Consider the following 18,566-nt stretch of genomic DNA (forward strand, 5'->3'; position numbering starts at 1 on the left):
TAAGCGCGACATGAGTAAACGTGATATCGACATCCAGAGCATCGTACACCTACGCGGCCCCAATCTCTGGAGCTACATTCCGACCCTTGAATCGCTGATCGATATCGGCGAGCTTGAAGAATGCCCTTCAGACAAAGTTCCCGGCATGTACGAAAGATTGGTCGAATGGCTGCCCAGCCTGATCGAGCACCGCTGTAGCCCCGGCGTGCGAGGCGGCTTTCTTCAACGACTGCGCACAGGCACATGGCCTTGCCATGTTCTCGAACATGTCACCATCGCACTGCAAGATCTTGCAGGCGTACCCGGACATTTCGGACGAGCCCGCGAAACGAATAAAAGCGGCGTATACAAAGTCGTCGTCAGCGCATGGCAATTCGAGGTGACGAAAGCCGCTCTTTTCGAGGGTCGCAAACTTGTTCTCGCCGCGATGGAAAACACGCCTTATGACCTTCAGGCCGGATTGGCCCACCTGCGCGAGCTGGTCCAGGAGCACTGCCTGGGTCCCAGCACGGCAGCCATTACTTTTGCTGCTGAAGACCGTGAAATCCCTGTAATCCGTCTAAACACCGGCAATCTGGTCCAGTTCGGTTATGGCTGCAAGCAGCGCCGCATCTGGACAGCTGAAACCGACCGCACCAGTGCGATTGCGGAAACCATATCTCGCGATAAAGACCTGACCAAGTCATTGCTAGAGGCCTGCGGCGTGCCGATTCCTCAGGGTCGTGCTGTCGATAGCGCCGCCGATGCCTGGGATGCAGCTCAGGATCTGGGCTTGCCCGTCGTGGTTAAACCAGTCGATGGCAATCATGGTCGCGGCGTATTCACCAATTTGCTGACGCAAAAAGAAGTAGAAGCGGCTTACGATGTCGCCGTGGACGAAGGTTCAGGCGTACTGGTCGAGCGCTTTATCCTCGGCAATGAACATCGCCTGCTGATTGTCGGCGGCAAGCTTGCTGCTGCGGCAAAAGGCCAAACCGCATCGGTAATCGGCGACGGAAAGCATACCGTTCATGAACTCATACAAATTCAGATCAATTCCGATCCCCGCCGCGGGTCGGATGAAGATCAGCCGCTCAATCCCGTGCGTATTGATTCTGCCGCCAGACTTGAACTTGAACGTCAGGGGCTGCATGCAGACGCTGTTCCGGCTGCGGGAGTTGAGGTCCTGATTCAGCGCAACGGCAACGTTGCGTTCGACTGCACCAAGGATGTTCACCCCGAGGTGACTGCCATGGCAGCACTCGCAGCCAAAGCCGTAGGGCTGGATGTTGCAGGCATCGATCTGGTCGCACTTGATATTTCACGTCCTCTCAATGAGCAAGGCGGTGCGATTGTCGAAGTCAATGCCGGGCCCGGTTTACTGATGCACCTAAAGCCTGCCGAAGGCGAGCCGCAACCGGTCGGAAAAATCATTCTGGATCATATGTTTCCCGAGGGCGAACACGGTATCATGCCACTAGTCGGTATCACCGGATCCGAAGGCACGACTCTGGTCGCCAGAATTGTCCACAGCCTGTTGAGTCTGCGTGGACTGAAAACCGGCATTGCAAGCACAGAAGGCTTAGCGATCGGACAAAGACAGTTACGTGCCGGCAATTGCGCTACCTGGGATGATGCACGTCGCCTGCTGTTGAACTGTGAAGTCGAAGCTGCCGTTATTGAAAATAGCGGGATGGAAATCATCAAAAATGGTCTCGCTTACGAAAAATGTACTGTAGGTATCGTCACAAACATCATTTATACGGACGAGATGAAACGTCCGGATATTGCCTACCATGACTTCGAAGAGGCTTCGGATCTTGTGAAGGTTTACAGAACCCAGGCAGATGTTGTTCTCGAAGATGGTTGTTCGGTTTTGAATGCGCAAGACCCGAATGTCGCCGAAATTGCCCAGTACAGTGGCGGTTCGGTCACCTTGTACAGTCTGGACCCCAATCTGCCTATGGTGATTGACCACCTGTCGGAGGGCAAGCGCGCGATATTGGTCGAAAACGGCAAACTGATTCTTGCCGAAGGTTCAGTCAAAACTGCGTTGTGCGACTTGGCCGAAATTCCGGTCACTGAAAATGGGAGCAAGCCGGAACAGATCCGATGCGTCATGGCTGCCGCTGCAGCTGCATGGGCTCTGGATTTCCCAACCGACCTGATTCAAGCTGGCCTGGAAGCGTTCAAGCTCGAAACTTGATGATCCAACAATACGGCTCGTCATAAAGACGAGCCTCTATTTTTGCCACTGAGCGATCGCCCGGGTCACAGCCGCAAACATCGCCGGATGCGTGAGATCGTGACCGCAATCAGGTATGCCGACAAGTTTGGCTTGCGGCATTGCACGCTTGATCGCCAGACTGTTTTCGTAAGGGCACACGGCATCATTGATACCGTGAACCAACACAGCATCCAATCCTTGCAATGCTTTAGGATCAAGCAAAGCCTCGCGTGTCGTAAAACAACCATGCCTCAGATAATGGCACTGGACGCGGTAACGTGAAACTAGGGAATCGCCTACAGTCAACTCAAAGTCCGGAGCAGTCATTGGATATGCATTAAGTGCAGATTCATAGCGCGCCCAGGCAAGTGCCAGCGCGGCCTGCTCCAGCTTGTTATTTTCCAGGCAAAACACCCTATAGCCATACCCGAGCAAGTCTTCCCCGGTCGCAGGAACATGAGCCATCAGATCCGACCATATTTCACGGCATGACTCGGGTGGCCTTTTCATGAAGGCATCAATTTCATGCACACTGCACAAAAAAGTGCTGCGCAACAGTAAATGGCGAATCATCTCAGGATGTTGCTGCGCATAGGCAAGTGCAAGTGCGCCTCCCCACGATCCCCCTACGACATTCCAGCTTGAGATGCCGAGAAAATGTCGGAGCTTTTCAATATCTGAAACCAGGTCGGACGTACGATTATGTTCTAACTCACCTGCCGGACGGCTGTTGCCGCAACCGCGCTGATCAAACTGGATGATATGAAAATACGATGGGTCGAAGACCCTTCGATGCGCAGGACTTGAGGCACTGCCCGGACCACCATGCAGCCAAACTACAGGCACGCCGTCAGGGTTGCCGCTGGATTGCCAGTGGATGCCGTGGCCACGCCCGACATCCAACCAGCCTTGCTGATTTTGTTCCAATTACCGCACACCAGCGCGATCGACCGGACCACCACGATTGGCCGCACCATCCGCTCCGGGGCCTGCGCGTTTCAAGCCGGGGCCAGCGGCACCTGCACCCGCACCAGGCGCGACGCCCACTCCCGGAGCTCCAGCACCAGGCCCACCGACTCCAGGCGCTCCGACTCCGGGTGCGACTCCCGGGCCTGGTGCCCCAGCGCCGGGGCCGGGTAAAACACCCACCCCAGGAGCGCCAACATTGGCTGGTCGTACAACACACCCAACCGGTAGCCCGGGGCTGGTGCAGTAAACAGTTTGTGCAGTCGTGAGCCCCGCATAAAAAACCGCACCTAAAACGGGGACGATTTTGACAACCACTTTGACAAATTTCATAACAACTCCATGTGAAAGAACTTCATGAATGATTCTTCAGATCATACACATCGAATACGCTAAACAGACTACGACATAAAAAATCTTTTAATAGTTTAAATATTAGTAAAATACTCAACAATTCGTTCATACGTGGATTAAACAACATGACTGCCCGCACTCAATGTCATCGCCTTCAAGTCGCAACTGTACTCTATCGATTTATCGAAGACAGTGTTCTTCCGGGTACGGGTGTCGACAGCTCAACTTTCTGGAAAGGTTTCGATGCATTAGTCCACGACTTGACACCCCGTAATGTCGCGCTTCTGGCTGAACGCGATCGCATACAGGTCGAAATGGATAAGTGGCATCGTGCCAACCCGGGACCGATCAAGGACATGCCCGCTTATCGAAGCATGCTAGAAGCCATCGGCTACATTGCACCCGTTCCGGCTGATGCGACCGCCACCACGACAAACGTCGACGCGGAACTTGCGCTTCAAGCCGGACCGCAGCTCGTCGTGCCCGTATTGAATGCGCGATATGCACTAAATGCCGCCAATGCACGGTGGGGTTCGCTTTACGATGCACTATACGGTACCGATGCCATCCCTGAATCCGACGGTGCGACGAAATCATCTGCCGACGGCAAAAGCTACAACCCGATTCGCGGCGCCAAAGTCATTGCATTCGGTCGAAAGTTTCTGGATCAGGCTGCGCCATTGGTGAAAGGCTCGCACTCGGATGCAACGCACTACAGCGTCCAGAACGGCAAATTATTCGTCACGTTAAAAGACGGCAATCACACAAGCCTCGTCGATGAAAACAAATTCATCGGCTATCAAGGCCAGCCGGCAGCGCCGTCTTCCGTGTTACTGGCCAATCATGGGCTGCACATCGATATCCAGATCGACAACTCCAAAGGAATCGGCAAAGACGATGCCGCGGGCGTCAATGACATCGTCATCGAAGCTGCGCTATCCACCATTCTCGATCTGGAAGATTCGGTTGCCGTGGTCGATGCCGACGATAAAGTGCTCGCTTATGGCAACTGGTTGGGCATTCTCAAGGGCACGCTTGTCGAAAGCGTCACCAAAAACGGAAAAACATTTGATCGCACGCTGAATAAGGATCGTTCTTACACAGCTGGGGTCGGTGCCGTCGATGCCAAAAATGGGGTCGTGACACTACATGGTCGCTCATTGCTATTTTTGCGAAATGTCGGCCATCTGATGACCAACCCTGCCATTCTCGATGGCAACGGCAACGAGATTTTCGAGGGAATCCTGGATGCGATGGTCACTGTCACCATCGCCATGCACGATCTGAAACGTGCCAAGGATCACGCCTATGGAAATTCGCGTACCGGTTCGGTTTACCTGGTTAAGCCAAAAATGCACGGACCTGCCGAAGTGACATTTGCCAACGAGTTGTTTGGTCGCGTTGAACAGGTTCTCGGATTGCCGGCCAATACGGTCAAACTTGGCATCATGGATGAAGAACGCCGTACCAGCGTAAACCTCAAAGCCTGTATTCATGCCGCTAGTGCTCGCGTCGCATTCATCAATACAGGTTTTCTCGATCGCACCGGCGACGAAATGCACACTGCCATGCACGCAGGCCCGATGATCCGCAAAGGCGACATGAAATCCAGCGCCTGGTTGTCGGCATACGAACGTAGCAACGTACTGACCGGACTGTCGTGCGGACTTCGCGGCCGTGCGCAAATCGGCAAGGGCATGTGGGCCATGCCTGATTTAATGGCAGCCATGCTGGAACAAAAAATCGCCCACCCCAAGGCTGGGGCCAATACGGCATGGGTACCTTCACCGACGGCAGCCACGTTGCATGCCCTGCACTACCATCAGGTCAGCGTATCGGATATCCAGAAAGATCTCGAAAAAGTGGATGCCAAGACGGAAATCGATCGTCTCCTGAATGAAATCCTCCAAGTGCCTGTGGCTGTCAAACCGACATGGACCCCAGCTGAAATTCAGCAAGAATTGGATAACAACGCACAAGGTATTCTAGGCTACGTTGTCCGCTGGATCGATCAAGGTGTAGGCTGCTCCAAAGTTCCGGATATTCACAACGTCGGACTCATGGAAGATCGCGCCACATTACGCATTTCCAGCCAGCATATCGCCAACTGGTTGCTGCACGGCATTGTCACAGAAGCCCAAGTCAACGAAACCTTTAAGCGCATGGCCAAGGTTGTCGACGGACAAAATGCCGGCGACCCGCTTTATAAACCGATGTCCCCCGATTTTGACTCATCTTCTGCATATAAGGCCGCCTGTGACCTGGTGTTCAAAGGTCTGGTTCAACCTAGTGGATACACAGAGCCCTTACTGCATGCTTGGCGCCTGAAGGTCAAAGCCGGCGTTTGATACAACGACTTTTCATGAAAATAATGGCACCTGCGGTGCCATTATTTTTTTTGCCCGAATTAGTGATAAAACAATAAATAATCGAAAACACCAGCCGCAAAAAAGGCAATCAGAATCAATTCGCCGCAAGGACAAACCATGAACGCAAGAGTTCCGAATCTAGATACCGCGCAAGTCCTCTCTGAAGTCAGCCAAGTCTGGGACAATGATCTTGTTCATCAGTTAAGCGAATATATCGAGATTCCGGCCAAATCCCCCGCCTTTGATCCCGACTGGGCGAAAACCGGATTGCTCGATACCGTGATCGAGCGCGCCGCTCGCTGGATAGAAGCGCAAAACGTGACTGGACTGAAACTGGAAATCATTCGCTTGCCAGGCCGTACGCCAGTTTTATTTTTCGAGGTGCAGTCCACCCGAGCGCTTGCGCAAAACAGTCAAACAGTACTGATGTACGGACATTTGGACAAACAACCCGAATTCGACGGATGGCGTGCTGGATTGGGCCCCTGGACTCCCAAATACATTGATGGCAAGTTATATGGCCGCGGTAGCGCAGACGATGGCTATGCCGCCTACGCAGCCATTACGGCCATCCAGGCGCTCAAACACCAGAATGTCGAGCATCCACGCATAGTCGGCCTCATCGAAACCTGTGAAGAAAGTGGTTCGCCCGACCTGCTGCCTTATGTCGATGCGCTTCGTGCGCGAATGGGCGATGTAGGCCTGGTTATCTGCCTGGACAGTGGTGCCGGCAATTACGATCAACTGTGGCTGACGACCAGCCTGCGCGGCATGGCTTCGGGGGTATTAAAAGTCGAAATTCTCACTGAAGGCATTCACTCGGGAGATGCTTCCGGGCTCGTCCCATCCAGTTTCAGGATTATGCGTCAGGTACTGGACCGCCTTGAAGATAGCGCAACGGGGCGACTGCTCCCCGGCAGCTTCCATTGCGAGGTTCCCGCTGAACGATTAGCGCAAGCGCAAGCCACGGCGGGCATTCTCGGCGAAGAAATCTATAAACGCTTCCCCTGGGCGCATCACGACTGCGGTGGCTCGACGCTTTTTGCGTTACCGACTACGCTCGACCCGGTGGAGGCGCTGATTCGCCGAACATGGAAACCAACGCTTAGCGTGACTGGTGCTGAGGGCTTTCCTGCATTGAAAGATGCCGGAAACGTTTTGCGTCCCTACACTGCGTTCAAGCTAAGCCTCAGGCTTCCCCCCCTAATCGATGCAGACCAAGCTGTGCAACAACTTAAAACACTGCTGGAAGACAACGCCCCCTATCAGGCAAAAGTGACTTTCGAGGGTGCAAGCGCATCAAGCGGATGGAATGCCCCCGAGACCAAACCCTGGTTCGAACAGGCGCTCAATGACGCCAGTCGCGCCCATTTTGGCGCTCCGGTCGGCTACATCGGACAGGGAGGCACAATCCCGCTGATGAATTTGCTGAGCGCAGGATTTCCGACCGCGCAAATGATGGTCTGCGGTGTACTGGGTCCAAAGTCCAACGCCCACGGTCCCAATGAGTTTTTACATGTTCCTTATGCTAAAAAACTTACTGCGGCTGTCGCTCAAGTGATCGCTCAGATGCCTTGAGACAGCAGTGACAACCGGCTGCGGGGGGAAAGCAGCCGGTGACGGAGACATACTCAACAACAAACTAAATTAAATATAAAAATCATGACTAAACCAAGCACACTCATTATCCGCGGCGGCACTATCGTTGACGGAACCGGTCACACTGCGTTCACTGGAGACATCAAGATTGTCGATGGAAAAATCGATCAGGTCGGTGTTGTCACCGGCACGGCAGATCAGGAAATCGACGCGAAAGGATTACTCGTCACGCCTGGATTTGTAGACATACATACGCATTACGATGGCCAGGTTACCTGGAGCAATCAAGTTGCATCCTCATCGCAACTCGGCGTCACCACGGTGGTGATGGGCAACTGTGGCATTGGTTTTGCCCCCTGCAATCCAGAGCATCGCGACATCATGATGCGACTCATGGAAGGGGTTGAAGACATTCCAGGTGCCGTATTGCAAGAGGGCCTGCCCTGGAACTGGTCAAGCTTTCCGGAATATCTGGATGCGTTGGATGCAAGATCCTACGATATCGACATCGCCACCCAAATCGGTCATGCCCCTCTGCGTATTCACGTGATGGGCGACCGGGGGGCAGCTCGTGAACCCGCTCGCGACGAAGACATCGAAACCATGGCAAGAATCGCAGCTGAAGCGGTCGAGGCCGGGGCGCTTGGCTTTAGTACCTCTCGAACAATTTTGCACAAAAGCAGCGATGGCATGCACACCCCCACACTTGGTGCGGCCGAGAAAGAACTCGCCGGAATTGCCATGGGCTTGAAAAAAATCGGCAAAGGGACTTTGCAGCTGGTCACAGACTTTGATGACGTCGATGCCGAATTTGCCATGCTGCGTCGAATCGTCGAACAATCGGGACGTCCCTTGTCGCTCACGCTGTTGCAGCATGAGCATCTGCCGGATCGCTGGCGCCGTGTGATGGCACACATGCACGATGCCACCGATGCCGGCTTGAAAATGAAAGCGCAATGCGGAGCCCGTCCGGTAGCATTGATATTCAGTTTTGCGCTGACTTTATGCCCGTTTTCGCAACTGCCTTCTTATGAGGCATTGAAAGATTTGCCTCATGAGGCAAGGATGACCAAACTACGTGACCCTGAGGTGCGCGCTGCGATTCTGGCCGAAGAGCATCACGAAGAAATGTATAAGCGTCGCGTTGCGAACTTCGAAAATCTCTACAAATTGGGCGACCCGCCAGAGTATGAACCCAAACCCGAAGACAGTCTTGCGGCACTCGCCTCGCGAGCCGGCGTATCGGCCGCCGAATATGCTTACGACTATCTACTCGAAAATGACGGCAAATCGATGCTGTACCGCCCTCTATACAACTACTTCGAGAAAAATCTGGATGTCTTGCGCGAAATGCTGATGGATCGGGATACTGTGCCGGGCTTAAGCGATGGTGGTGCCCATTATGGTTTTATATGCGATGCAAGTTTTCCAACGTATCTGCTGACCCACTGGGCGCGAGATCGATCGCGCGGAGAAAAAATCCCTCTTGAACTACTGATCAAGATGCAAACACAAGATACCGCGGCGACCGTTGGACTGAACGATCGCGGGCTACTCAAGCCCGGCTATAAGGCTGACATCAATATTATCGATTTCGAAAACTTGCATCTGCATGGTCCGACAATCACATATGACTTACCTGCCGGCGGGCGCAGACTTGGACAACGTGCGGATGGCTATCGCGCAACGATTGTCTCGGGCGTTGTCACTTATCGCAACGGTCAAGCGACCGGAGAACTTCCGGGGCGCTTGATTCGAGGTGCTCAATCATTATGAAAGGAAACAGGTCAAAACCGATCTGATACATAAATATAAAAGGAGATAAAAAATGACGGCAATTTATGAACTGCGAACCTACACGGTCACGGTCGGAAAAATGAACGATGTGATCGCACTGTATCAAAGTGAAGGATGGCCCGCGCTATCAAAACACCCTGATCGTCTATGCAGCTATTTCACGGGTGATATTGGTGCATTGAATCAAATCGTCCACCTATGGAAGTTCAAGGATGATGCCGACCGGCGCGCATTCTGGGCCGGTGTATTCAACGATCCTGCTTTCATGAATTTCGCCAGGCAATTGCGCCCGCTTCTGCAAAAACAGGAAAACAAAATACTGCTAGGCGCACCTTGGGGACCAAACCTTTAACCAGCTTAAAAATGACGACGCAATATGCGTCGTTTTTTTTTCGGGATGCCGTCACGGGCAATTCAGGGCAAACCCTCGTATTCAAGATGGTTGTTTAAAGTCATTTTCATTGATAATAAAAAAAAATAATGACCGATAGCTTATAAAAAGTAATTCAAACGGGAGACAAGGTGACTGATTTTATTGTGATCAATTTTCAAGTGCTTTTTTCCGGCCTTGCGCTCGGATCAATATATGCACTAGTCGCACTCGGCTTTGTCCTGATCATTCGGGCTACGAATGTCGTGAACTTCGCTCAAGGCGATTTCGCCATGCTTGGCGGATTCGCGATGGTCGCTTTTCTGGCCACAGGCGTACCTTACTGGATCGCAATCCCTTGCGCCCTTGTCGCCATGGGGATATTCGGATTGATTTTCAACCTGGGGGTCTACTACCCTTTACGCCACCGTAATTATCTTCCCGTGATCATCAGCACCCTTGGTGCTTCGATATTCATGCAAAACATCGTGCTTTATTTTTTCGGCCCTCAACCCAGGCCGATGGAGAAAGTTTTTAAAACATCAGGCATCGAAATCGGTGGCGTATTTATGGATACGCAATACCTGACTATTTTGGGTGTTACAGCGATTGCGGTCGCCTTCCAATATTTTCTCTTCGAGCGAACACTGTTCGGCAAAAAACTGCAGGCAACTTCCCAGGATAAAGACATGGCCAGACTGGTCGGCATCCCCGTTGCCACCATGATTGCATTTACTTTCATCTACAGCGCGATTCTGGGTGGCGTGGCCGGCATTCTAGTGTCCCCGGTTCTGTTCGTTTCGATCGGAATGGGATCGATCATCGCTCTCAAAGCGTTTTCCGCAACGGTCATCGGTGGATTTGGCGACGTAACCGGGTCAATTGTCGGAGGACTTTTGCTTGGTGTAGTCGAAAGTTTCGGTGCCCATTACATTTCGGTACCGTACAAGGACGCTTTCGCTTTTCTCTTGCTCTTCATCTTTTTGCTTGTGAGACCACAAGGCATTTTCGGTGAAAAGATATCGGAGAAAGCATGAAAAAGATTATCGCACTACTCGCGCTTGGGATCGTTCTTGCCATCATCCCCTATTTCTTCAAGATCTCTCCCTATGTGCTGAATATTTTCATGCAAGCGGCTACCTACTCAATCGCCGTTCTGGGGATGACCGTCGTTCTAGGCTACACCGGTCAGATCAATCTGGCTCAGGCCACATTCTTCGGACTGGGTGCTTACGTCGTCGGACTTGGTACGGTCGATGGCGGTATGAATTTCTGGATCACGCTCATACTCGGCATCGGCGTTGCAACGCTTTCCGGATTTATCCTGGGATTAACCACCTTAAGATTGAAGGGTCATTACCTGGCGATGATCACGATCAGTTTTCAGCAGATCTTCGACCTGGTGCTCAACAACTGGATCGACTTCACTCGTGGCCCAGATGGTATCGCCGGAATTGAACGCCCACATCTGTTCGGCTTCGCACTCACGGACGATCGAGACTATCTCTTTCTCTGTGCTGTCGTGCTCTATGCCGCAATCTATTTTGTCTGGAAACTGCCACAAACAAGTACTGGTCGCGCGATGCGCGCGATCCGGGAAAATGAACTGGCGGCCGAGGTCAGCGGTGTCAATAGCCTCAAGGTAAAAGTCATTGCGTTCACCATCAGCGCAGGTCTGGCGGGGCTTGGTGGCGTACTCTATGCCGCTGGCTTCGCCTATATCAGTCCTGATAACTTCAACTTCGCCCGCTCGATCGAATTTTTGACCATGGTCCTGCTAGGCGGATCTCAGTCGGCATTTGGCGGAGTCCTTGGTACAGGCCTTTTGATCTTGCTGCCGGAATGGCTCAGATTCCTGAAAGAAATTTATCTGGCCGCATATGGTTTGGCCGTGATCCTGATCATGGTGTTTCTGCCAACCGGAATCTGGGGATTGATCAGCGCCCGCGTGGCCAAGTTCAAGAAACAACCAACTATAGATTTGAACACCATCGCCGACCTGGATGTTACGGTGCCAATCACCAACCCCGAACCAATCCTGATTCTGGATAATGTGCAAAAACACTTTGGCGGGGTTAAAGCGGTCGATGGGATTACGCTGGCAGTCGAACGCGGCACTGTTCATGCTCTGATCGGCCCGAACGGTTCGGGAAAAACGACTACCTTGAACGTCCTGAGCGGAATTTACAAACCGACTATCGGAAAAATGCTATTCGATGGCCAGGACATAACGGACAAAGCACCTTTCGAGCGCGCCGGCCTCGGCATGGGAAGAACCTTCCAGAACATTCGCCTGTTTCCGGCCCTGTCTGTTGTCGAAAACGTAATGGTTGGCGCTCAACGGGAAAACAATCCGATCGAATCCGGTCAAGCTGCATTACGCGAACGCGCACTGTCGGCGCTCAAGTTCGTCGGCATGGCCGAAAATGCCGAGGTGATCGTACAAAATCTGCCATACGGCCATCAGCGACTCGTTGAAATCGCCCGAGCCCTTGCAGGTCATCCCAAGTTTCTGCTGCTCGATGAACCGGCGGCCGGTTTGAATCAAACCGAAAAACAGGAACTGGCTAACTTGTTGAAGAGGTTGCGTGGACACGGATTAACCATTTTCCTGATCGAACACGACATCGGCCTGATCGAACAAGTATCCGACAAAATCACCTGCCTGAACTTTGGCAAACAAATCGCCGAAGGCGAACCGTCATATGTGTTGCGCCATCCGGATGTCATCACTGCCTATCTGGGGGAGAGCTCACATGGCGCTGCTTGAACTTAAAAATGTCGAAAGCTACTACGGTAATGTTCAGGCGCTCAAAGGCATCTCGATGCACGTCAATCAGGGTGAAATCGTCACTCTGCTCGGGGCGAACGGTGCCGGCAAAAGCACGACGCTTCGAAGCATCTCGGGGCTTGTCAATGTCACCAGCGGCGATATTATTTTCGATGGTCAAACTGTTCTGAATGTACCCTCGGAAAAAGTCGTAGCCCGCGGAATCGCGCATGTGCCCGAAGGTAGGAGAATCTTTCCCGGCCTGACTGTCACCGAAAATATCATGATCGGGAGTTCGGCCCGTAAAAACGTTGGGCGCAAGGAACTAGAAAATGAAGTCGAGGAAATGTTCGAAATTTTTCCTCCACTCGAACGCTTGCGCAACGCGCTGGGCTGGAGCCTATCCGGAGGCGAGCAGCAAATGCTCGCGGTCGCACGTGGACTGATGTCAAAACCAAAACTGCTTTTATTGGACGAACCATCGCTAGGTCTGGCGCCTTTGATTGTTCAGCAATTGTTCGCGACCATCAGAAAAATCCGCGAGCGAGGCATGACAATTTTGCTGGTCGAGCAAAATGCGAACATGGCGCTGTCTGTTGCCGATCGGGGCTATGTACTTGTCACCGGCAATCTTACTGTGGAAGGAACGCCCGAACAATTATTGAATAACGAGGAGGTACGCTCAGCATATCTTGGCGGCGGTCATTGATTGCATTCTTTTTTAACGTAGTCACCATCTGATTGAAGTTTAAAAGCAAGTCAGGAGACATAAGCATGAAAACTAAATTATTTTCGTTAGGCGCTGCGGCTGCACTCATTGCACTGGGCATCAATGCGCATGCCGCGGATCCGATCAAAATCGGCATGATGGCCGAGACGACGGGACCAAATGCCGAGGCCGGCATCTATCAGGTTAACGGCGCCAAAATGGCCATCGAGGAAGTCAATGCAGCAGGAGGCGTGCTCGGACGTCCACTCGAATTAAAAACTGAAGACAATCAGAGTACAAATCCCGGCTCCGTGCTTGCGATTTCAAAACTGACCAGCGGTGGCGATATCGCTGCGCTCATCGGATCAGTTCGCAGTACGCAAATCCAGGCCGTATCACCCACCGTTAAAAAAGCAGGTCTGCCGATGATTGTCGGCGGCACCGATCTGGGCCTGACCATGGCTGGTAATCCCTGGATATTCCGCGCGCGTCCTAACGACGGCTACTCGGCTAAAGTGATCGCCGACTATGGCGTCAACACTCTGAAGCTCAAGAAATGGGCGATTGTCCACTCGACCGATGCATTCGGCAATGGCGGCAAGAACAATCTGGTTGAAGCACTCAAGGCCATGGGCATCACCCCGGTCACGATTCAAGGGTTCACCAGCAACTCGCAAGACTTCACTCCGATCGTGCTGGCCATCAAACAGTCCGGTGCGGATATCGTATCAAGCTATATCGCCAACTCGACCGATGTGGGCATTTTCGCTAAACAGTTAAGACAGCTCGGTGTGTCGGCCATCTGGGTTGGATCGCCATCACTGTCGACCGATACCGCCATGAAACTCGCGGGTGATGCGCTTCACGGCACCTACTCGATTGCGGATTACGCGGTCGATTCAAGCCCTGTGACTAAAGAATATGCCGATAAATATAAAGCCAAATACAAAGTCGAAGCCGACTTGTATTCAGCTTGGGCATACGACGCAGTGAAGCTCTACGCCATGGCAATCAATAACGCCAAGAGCACCAAGCCAGACGCGATCAAAGCGGCATTGCATGCCATTCAAGGATACAAGGGTGTAGAAGGCACCTACAATTTTGACAAGAATGGCGATGGCTTGCATGGCTACAACATTGTCAAAAACGTAGGCGGCAAGATTGTGTTTGACAAACACATCGATTTTTCCAAGAAATAAGCATCATGAATCAGGCGGTTTGACTGCCTGATTCTTCAAACGAATGGCCCGTGATTCATAATGAATCACGGGCCATTTTTTGTTCCAGCCGTTGGATTGTCCGATTGCTTTTATTAACCCGCTTCGATTCGGGGAATAAAAAACACTTCACTTCCGGGAGGAACGGGTTCGGTATACACCACTTCGTGAATCACGCCGTTAATCGCGATGTTGGCATTTTCTTCCAGCGCTTCGCCCATTCCCGGATACATCTTATCCATGGCGTTGAGAACACCGCGCACGCTTTTCGCGTGAACGGTGAACTCTTTGACCCCGTTAGTCCACGCCCGGCTAAAACCGCCTAGCAGTACGACCCGGATCGAACTTTCGGGGACAGACTCAACGACCATTATGCGCATCGATCGCGGCAAGCACCCGTGGCGGCGACATAGGCAGCTCGGTCAGGCGACAACCCGTTGCGGCCTTGATCGCATTGGCGATCGCAGCCATGGGCGGAACGATGTTAGCCTCACCAACTCCTTTGACACCATAAGGGTGATTCGGGTTAGGCACTTCAACAATCAGCGCTTCGATCATGGGAAGGTCGGAGGCAACCGGAATCCTGTAATCCAGGAAACCTGCGTTGGCCAGACGGCCATTCTTGTCGTATATATATTCCTCGTTCAGAGCCCAACCGATACCTTGCGCGACGCCACCGTGTATCTGCCCCTGAACATACTTGGGATGAATCGCACGACCCACATCCTGTGCGCAGACGATACGAAGAATCTTGACAGCACCGGTTTCAGGATCCACTTCGACATCGGCGAACTGGGACGCGAATCCCGGTGCCATACCGCTTGCGTTAATGGAAGCTTCAACGCCGATCGGTCCACCCGTCACGGCCTTTTTAGCCGCAATTTCCTTGAGCGAGAGTGGAGCGAAATCACCAACACTCTTGTCTGCCGGCTTGGCATATCCATCTTCCCAGATCACACCGGTCACATCCACATCCCACATGAGTGCGGCACGCAAACGTAATTCATCAATAATCTTCTCGCAAGCTTCCACGACCACCTTACCGGTGGCAAATGTCACACGAGAGCCGCCCGTCACATGGTTGTACCCGATCGTTGCCGTGTCAGCCACAGTCGATCGCACATCTTCGTAATTGATGCCCAGTGTTTCGGCAGCCATCAATGCCATCGACGCGCGCGAACCACCAACGTCCATACTGCCTGTGGCGATCGCTACCGATCCATCTTCGTTGATGTGTACGCTGGCTGTCGACTCGCCACCGCCATTGAACCAATAACCGGAAGCAACGCCACGCCCCTGATTCTTGCCCAATGGCTTGTTGTATTCGGGATGGTCGAGCAACGCCTTAAGTGTTTCGGCATAACCATCGTGGGAATGCTTCGGTCCCCATGATGTGGGCGAACCGGCCTTGACAGCATTTTTAAGTCGCAATTTGATCGGATCCATTCCGATCTTGTGCGCCAGCACATCAAGCACGCTTTCCACGGCGAAAGCCGAAATAGGCGATCCCGGAGCACGATAAGCGGCAGATTTAGGACGATTACAAACGACGTCGTATCCTACTGAACGCACATTGGGGATTTCATAAGGCGCAAACGAACACATTGTTGCGTTAATTACCGGGGACCCCGGGAATGCACCAGCCTGAAACTTGAACAAACCGTCAGCAGCGACAATAGTGCCGTCCTTCTTGACGCCGATTTTGACCGTCATGGATGCACCCGAAGTCGGACCGGTAGCCTTGAATACATCCTCTCGCGACATCTGCAATTTAACGGGGTGACCGGCGCGACGAGAAAGTTCGAGGGCAATCGGTTCGACATACACCACCGTCTTGCCGCCAAATCCACCACCAATCTCGGCAGGATGGACCAGCAAATTAGCCAGGTTGATGTTCAGCAACTTTGCGGTGTAACCGCGCACGACAAAATGACCTTGACTCGATGACCACAGCTCGGCCTGGCCATCCGCTCCGTAGCGAGCTAAACAAGCATGTGGTTCGATATAGCCTTGGTGAACAGGCGCGGTCTTGAAACTCATCTCGACGATTTCATCGGCTGACGCAAAACCTGCGGCAAGATCACCGATCGAAAACTCTGTGCGCTTGGCGATGTTGGAGGGTTTAGTTGGTACAGGCTCGACGTCACGCGTGATCATGTCGGGAAAGAGCAAAGGCGCGTTTTCTGCCATGGCTTCATCCACATCGATCACATGCGGCAACACCTCGTAATCGACTTCGATCAACCCAAGGGCCTGCTCGGCAATCTCTTGCGTGGTCGCGGCAACCGCAGCAACAGCATGTCCCTCATACAACACCTTTTCGCGTGCAAGAATGTTGCGAGTCATGTGCCAGTAATTGACGGCTACACGATCTGGTCCCTGATAACCGAATTTTTGCTCAGGCAAATCCGGGCCGGTGATGATGCACTTCACGCCGGGCAAAGCCAACGCCTTGGCGGTATTGATCGAGCGAATATTGGCGTGAGCGTGGGGTGAACGCAAGACCTTGGCCCACAACATGCCAGGCAATGAATAGTCCGCACCATACTGTGCAAGACCGGTCACTTTGGGCACACCATCCGGACGAATCGGACTGGTTCCAACAACTTTCAACTTCTTGGCGACGTTTTTGGTTTGTGTCAGCATGATCAGGCTCCGCGCATTTCGCGAGCGGCATCCAGTACCGCTTCAATGATCTTGTTGTATCCCGTGCAGCGGCACAGGTTTCCGGCCAACCAGAAGCGAACCTCTTCTTCGGTCGGATCGGGATTGCGCTCAAGCAGCGCACGAGCAGCAATCAAGACACCTGGCGTGCAGATACCGCACTGTAGCGCGGCATGCTCGAGAAACTTCTGCTGCAAAACATGCAATTCCGTACCGTTGGACATACCTTCGATCGTCTCGATTTTCTTGCCTTCGGCTTCGACGCCAAGCACAAGACAGGAACAAACCAAACGACCATCGATCGTGACACTACACGCGCCGCAATCACCGGTTGCACACCCCTCTTTCGTGCCGGTCATGTTCAGATCATTGCGCAAGACGTTTAAGAGCGTATCTTTGTTGTCGCACAGAAACTCAACGGCGTTGCCATTGATAGTGGTAGTAACGTGTTGCTTAGACATTTATTTGTTCCCCCGGGCACGGTTCAGTGCCACAACAGCCGCACGGCGAGCCAGCACACCAGCAATTTTGATACGGAACACTTTGGTTCCTCGTTTGTCATCGATAGGACGTGCAGCGGCACTCGCAGCAGCTGCCAGCTTATCCAGTGCAGCTTCATCCACAGTCGTTCCGATCAGCGCTGCAGCTGCCTCGGGGACCAGCAGCGCCTTTTCAGCCACTGCACCCAGCGCGACGCGCGCGGCAGTGCAAACTCCCTTCTCGTCGAGCGTCAGATTGATGCCAACTCCCACCACCGCGATATCCATCTCAGATCGCGGCGTAAAGCGCATATACGCATCACCCGAGCGAGCGGGACGTTTGGGCAAATAAAATGAAGCAACCAATTCACCCTTTGCCAGCGAAGTCTTGCCGGGACCGGTTGTAATTTGCTCAACCGGAATATCGCGACGCCCGTTGGGCCCCACAACCGTTGCCACTGCACCAGCCGCAATCATGGCTGGTACCGTATCAGCCGCAGGTGAAGCATTGCAAAGGTTGCCACCCACCGAGGCACGCCCGCGCACCTGAACGGACCCCACCAGGTTGACGCCATCGATCACGCCCGGCCAGGTGCTTGCAAATTCCTTGTTTTCGACCAGCGACATGCATGGGACGGCGGCACCAAATCGATAGCCGCCGTTTTCAATCTTCACGGAGGTCATTTCGTCAATGCCTTTGACATTGACAAGCAACTCAGGCTTGACAACTGCCGCACGCATCTGGATTAGTATGTCAGTCCCTCCGGAAAGCACTTTTGCAAGCCCCGATGAACCTGCTAGCAGTGCTGCGGCTGCCTCAGCTGTTGTGGGCGATTCAAAACGCATATTGCTCATCTCTCTTCCCTAATCATTTTTTTTGTCTAACTCCATTCATAACCGACGGATAGAACCATTCTATTCTATATACAAAACAACCAAATATGCTTGATGCGGCTCACCTTTTTCGCTCAATTCCACTGAGATTCGGGCCAAAATCCCACAAGTTGATTTCTCATTGGAAGATATCCAGGCATTTTTTATTCAAGCAATTGAAAAAATTGATTTT

14 protein-coding genes and 1 pseudogene are annotated in these 18,566 nt (G+C 52.7%); 9 read left to right on the forward strand and 6 right to left on the reverse strand.

Features of this window, described 5'->3' with window-relative positions; translation table 11 throughout:
- Positions 1-10: 10 nt before the first annotated feature.
- A pseudogene (locus tag G3I67_RS12150) lies at positions 11-2,170 on the forward strand (cyanophycin synthetase); the annotation flags it as partial.
- A 51-nt stretch (positions 2,171-2,221) separates the two neighbouring features.
- Here G3I67_RS12150 and G3I67_RS12155 read toward each other — a convergent pair.
- Positions 2,222-3,133, reverse strand: a complete 912-nt coding sequence (locus G3I67_RS12155) for an alpha/beta fold hydrolase (RefSeq protein WP_163655720.1) — start codon at positions 3,131-3,133, stop codon at positions 2,222-2,224.
- On the reverse strand, positions 3,134-3,505 hold the full coding sequence (locus tag G3I67_RS12160; RefSeq protein ID WP_163655560.1) for a hypothetical protein: 372 nt from the start codon (positions 3,503-3,505) through the stop codon (positions 3,134-3,136).
- 146 nt (positions 3,506-3,651) lie between these two features.
- Between G3I67_RS12160 and G3I67_RS12165 the strand changes: the two genes are divergently transcribed.
- From G3I67_RS12165 to G3I67_RS12200, 8 genes are all read left to right on the forward strand, one after another.
- Positions 3,652-5,874 (forward strand): malate synthase G, encoded by a 2,223-nt coding sequence (locus G3I67_RS12165; protein WP_163655722.1) that lies wholly within the window; start codon positions 3,652-3,654, stop codon positions 5,872-5,874.
- A gap of 138 nt (positions 5,875-6,012) precedes the next feature.
- Positions 6,013-7,473: a M20/M25/M40 family metallo-hydrolase gene (locus G3I67_RS12170; protein WP_163655724.1), complete on the forward strand. Its 1,461-nt coding sequence runs from the start codon at positions 6,013-6,015 to the stop codon at positions 7,471-7,473.
- Positions 7,474-7,557: 84 nt separating this feature from the next.
- A complete protein-coding gene (locus G3I67_RS12175) occupies positions 7,558-9,270 on the forward strand; it encodes an N-acyl-D-amino-acid deacylase family protein (protein ID WP_163655726.1) in 1,713 nt (570 codons plus the stop codon).
- 52 nt (positions 9,271-9,322) lie between these two features.
- A complete protein-coding gene (locus tag G3I67_RS12180; protein ID WP_163655728.1) occupies positions 9,323-9,643 on the forward strand; it encodes an NIPSNAP family protein in 321 nt (106 codons plus the stop codon).
- Positions 9,644-9,813: 170 nt separating this feature from the next.
- Complete coding sequence (locus G3I67_RS12185; protein ID WP_311197109.1) at positions 9,814-10,698, forward strand: branched-chain amino acid ABC transporter permease; 885 nt, start codon at positions 9,814-9,816, stop codon at positions 10,696-10,698.
- The gene (locus G3I67_RS12190) at positions 10,695-12,431 is read left to right on the forward strand and encodes a branched-chain amino acid ABC transporter ATP-binding protein/permease (protein WP_163655730.1); all 1,737 of its coding nucleotides are present in this window, start codon (positions 10,695-10,697) and stop codon (positions 12,429-12,431) included. The genes G3I67_RS12185 and G3I67_RS12190 overlap by 4 nt, the downstream gene beginning before the upstream one ends.
- Positions 12,424-13,140 (forward strand): ABC transporter ATP-binding protein, encoded by a 717-nt coding sequence (locus tag G3I67_RS12195; protein WP_203583650.1) that lies wholly within the window; start codon positions 12,424-12,426, stop codon positions 13,138-13,140. The genes G3I67_RS12190 and G3I67_RS12195 overlap by 8 nt, the downstream gene beginning before the upstream one ends.
- A gap of 65 nt (positions 13,141-13,205) precedes the next feature.
- Complete coding sequence (locus G3I67_RS12200; protein WP_203583644.1) at positions 13,206-14,339, forward strand: ABC transporter substrate-binding protein; 1,134 nt, start codon at positions 13,206-13,208, stop codon at positions 14,337-14,339.
- A 113-nt stretch (positions 14,340-14,452) separates the two neighbouring features.
- On the opposite strand, the gene G3I67_RS12205 is transcribed toward G3I67_RS12200, so the two are convergent.
- The 4 genes from G3I67_RS12205 to G3I67_RS12220 are packed head-to-tail and all read right to left on the reverse strand — an operon-like array spanning position 14,453 to position 18,355.
- The gene (locus tag G3I67_RS12205) at positions 14,453-14,737 is read right to left on the reverse strand and encodes a ubiquitin family protein (protein ID WP_163655734.1); all 285 of its coding nucleotides are present in this window, start codon (positions 14,735-14,737) and stop codon (positions 14,453-14,455) included.
- Entirely contained in the window at positions 14,718-17,003 is a 2,286-nt protein-coding gene (locus G3I67_RS12210) for a xanthine dehydrogenase family protein molybdopterin-binding subunit (RefSeq protein ID WP_163655736.1), read from the reverse strand. The genes G3I67_RS12205 and G3I67_RS12210 overlap by 20 nt, the downstream gene beginning before the upstream one ends.
- A 2-nt stretch (positions 17,004-17,005) precedes the next feature.
- Positions 17,006-17,482: a (2Fe-2S)-binding protein gene (locus tag G3I67_RS12215; RefSeq protein WP_163655738.1), complete on the reverse strand. Its 477-nt coding sequence runs from the start codon at positions 17,480-17,482 to the stop codon at positions 17,006-17,008.
- The gene (locus tag G3I67_RS12220) at positions 17,483-18,355 is read right to left on the reverse strand and encodes an FAD binding domain-containing protein (RefSeq protein ID WP_203583645.1); all 873 of its coding nucleotides are present in this window, start codon (positions 18,353-18,355) and stop codon (positions 17,483-17,485) included.
- Between the last annotated feature and the right edge of the window lie 211 nt (positions 18,356-18,566).

The organism is Sheuella amnicola, assembly GCF_010499255.1.
Lineage (GTDB): Bacteria > Pseudomonadota > Gammaproteobacteria > Burkholderiales > Burkholderiaceae_B > Zwartia > Zwartia amnicola.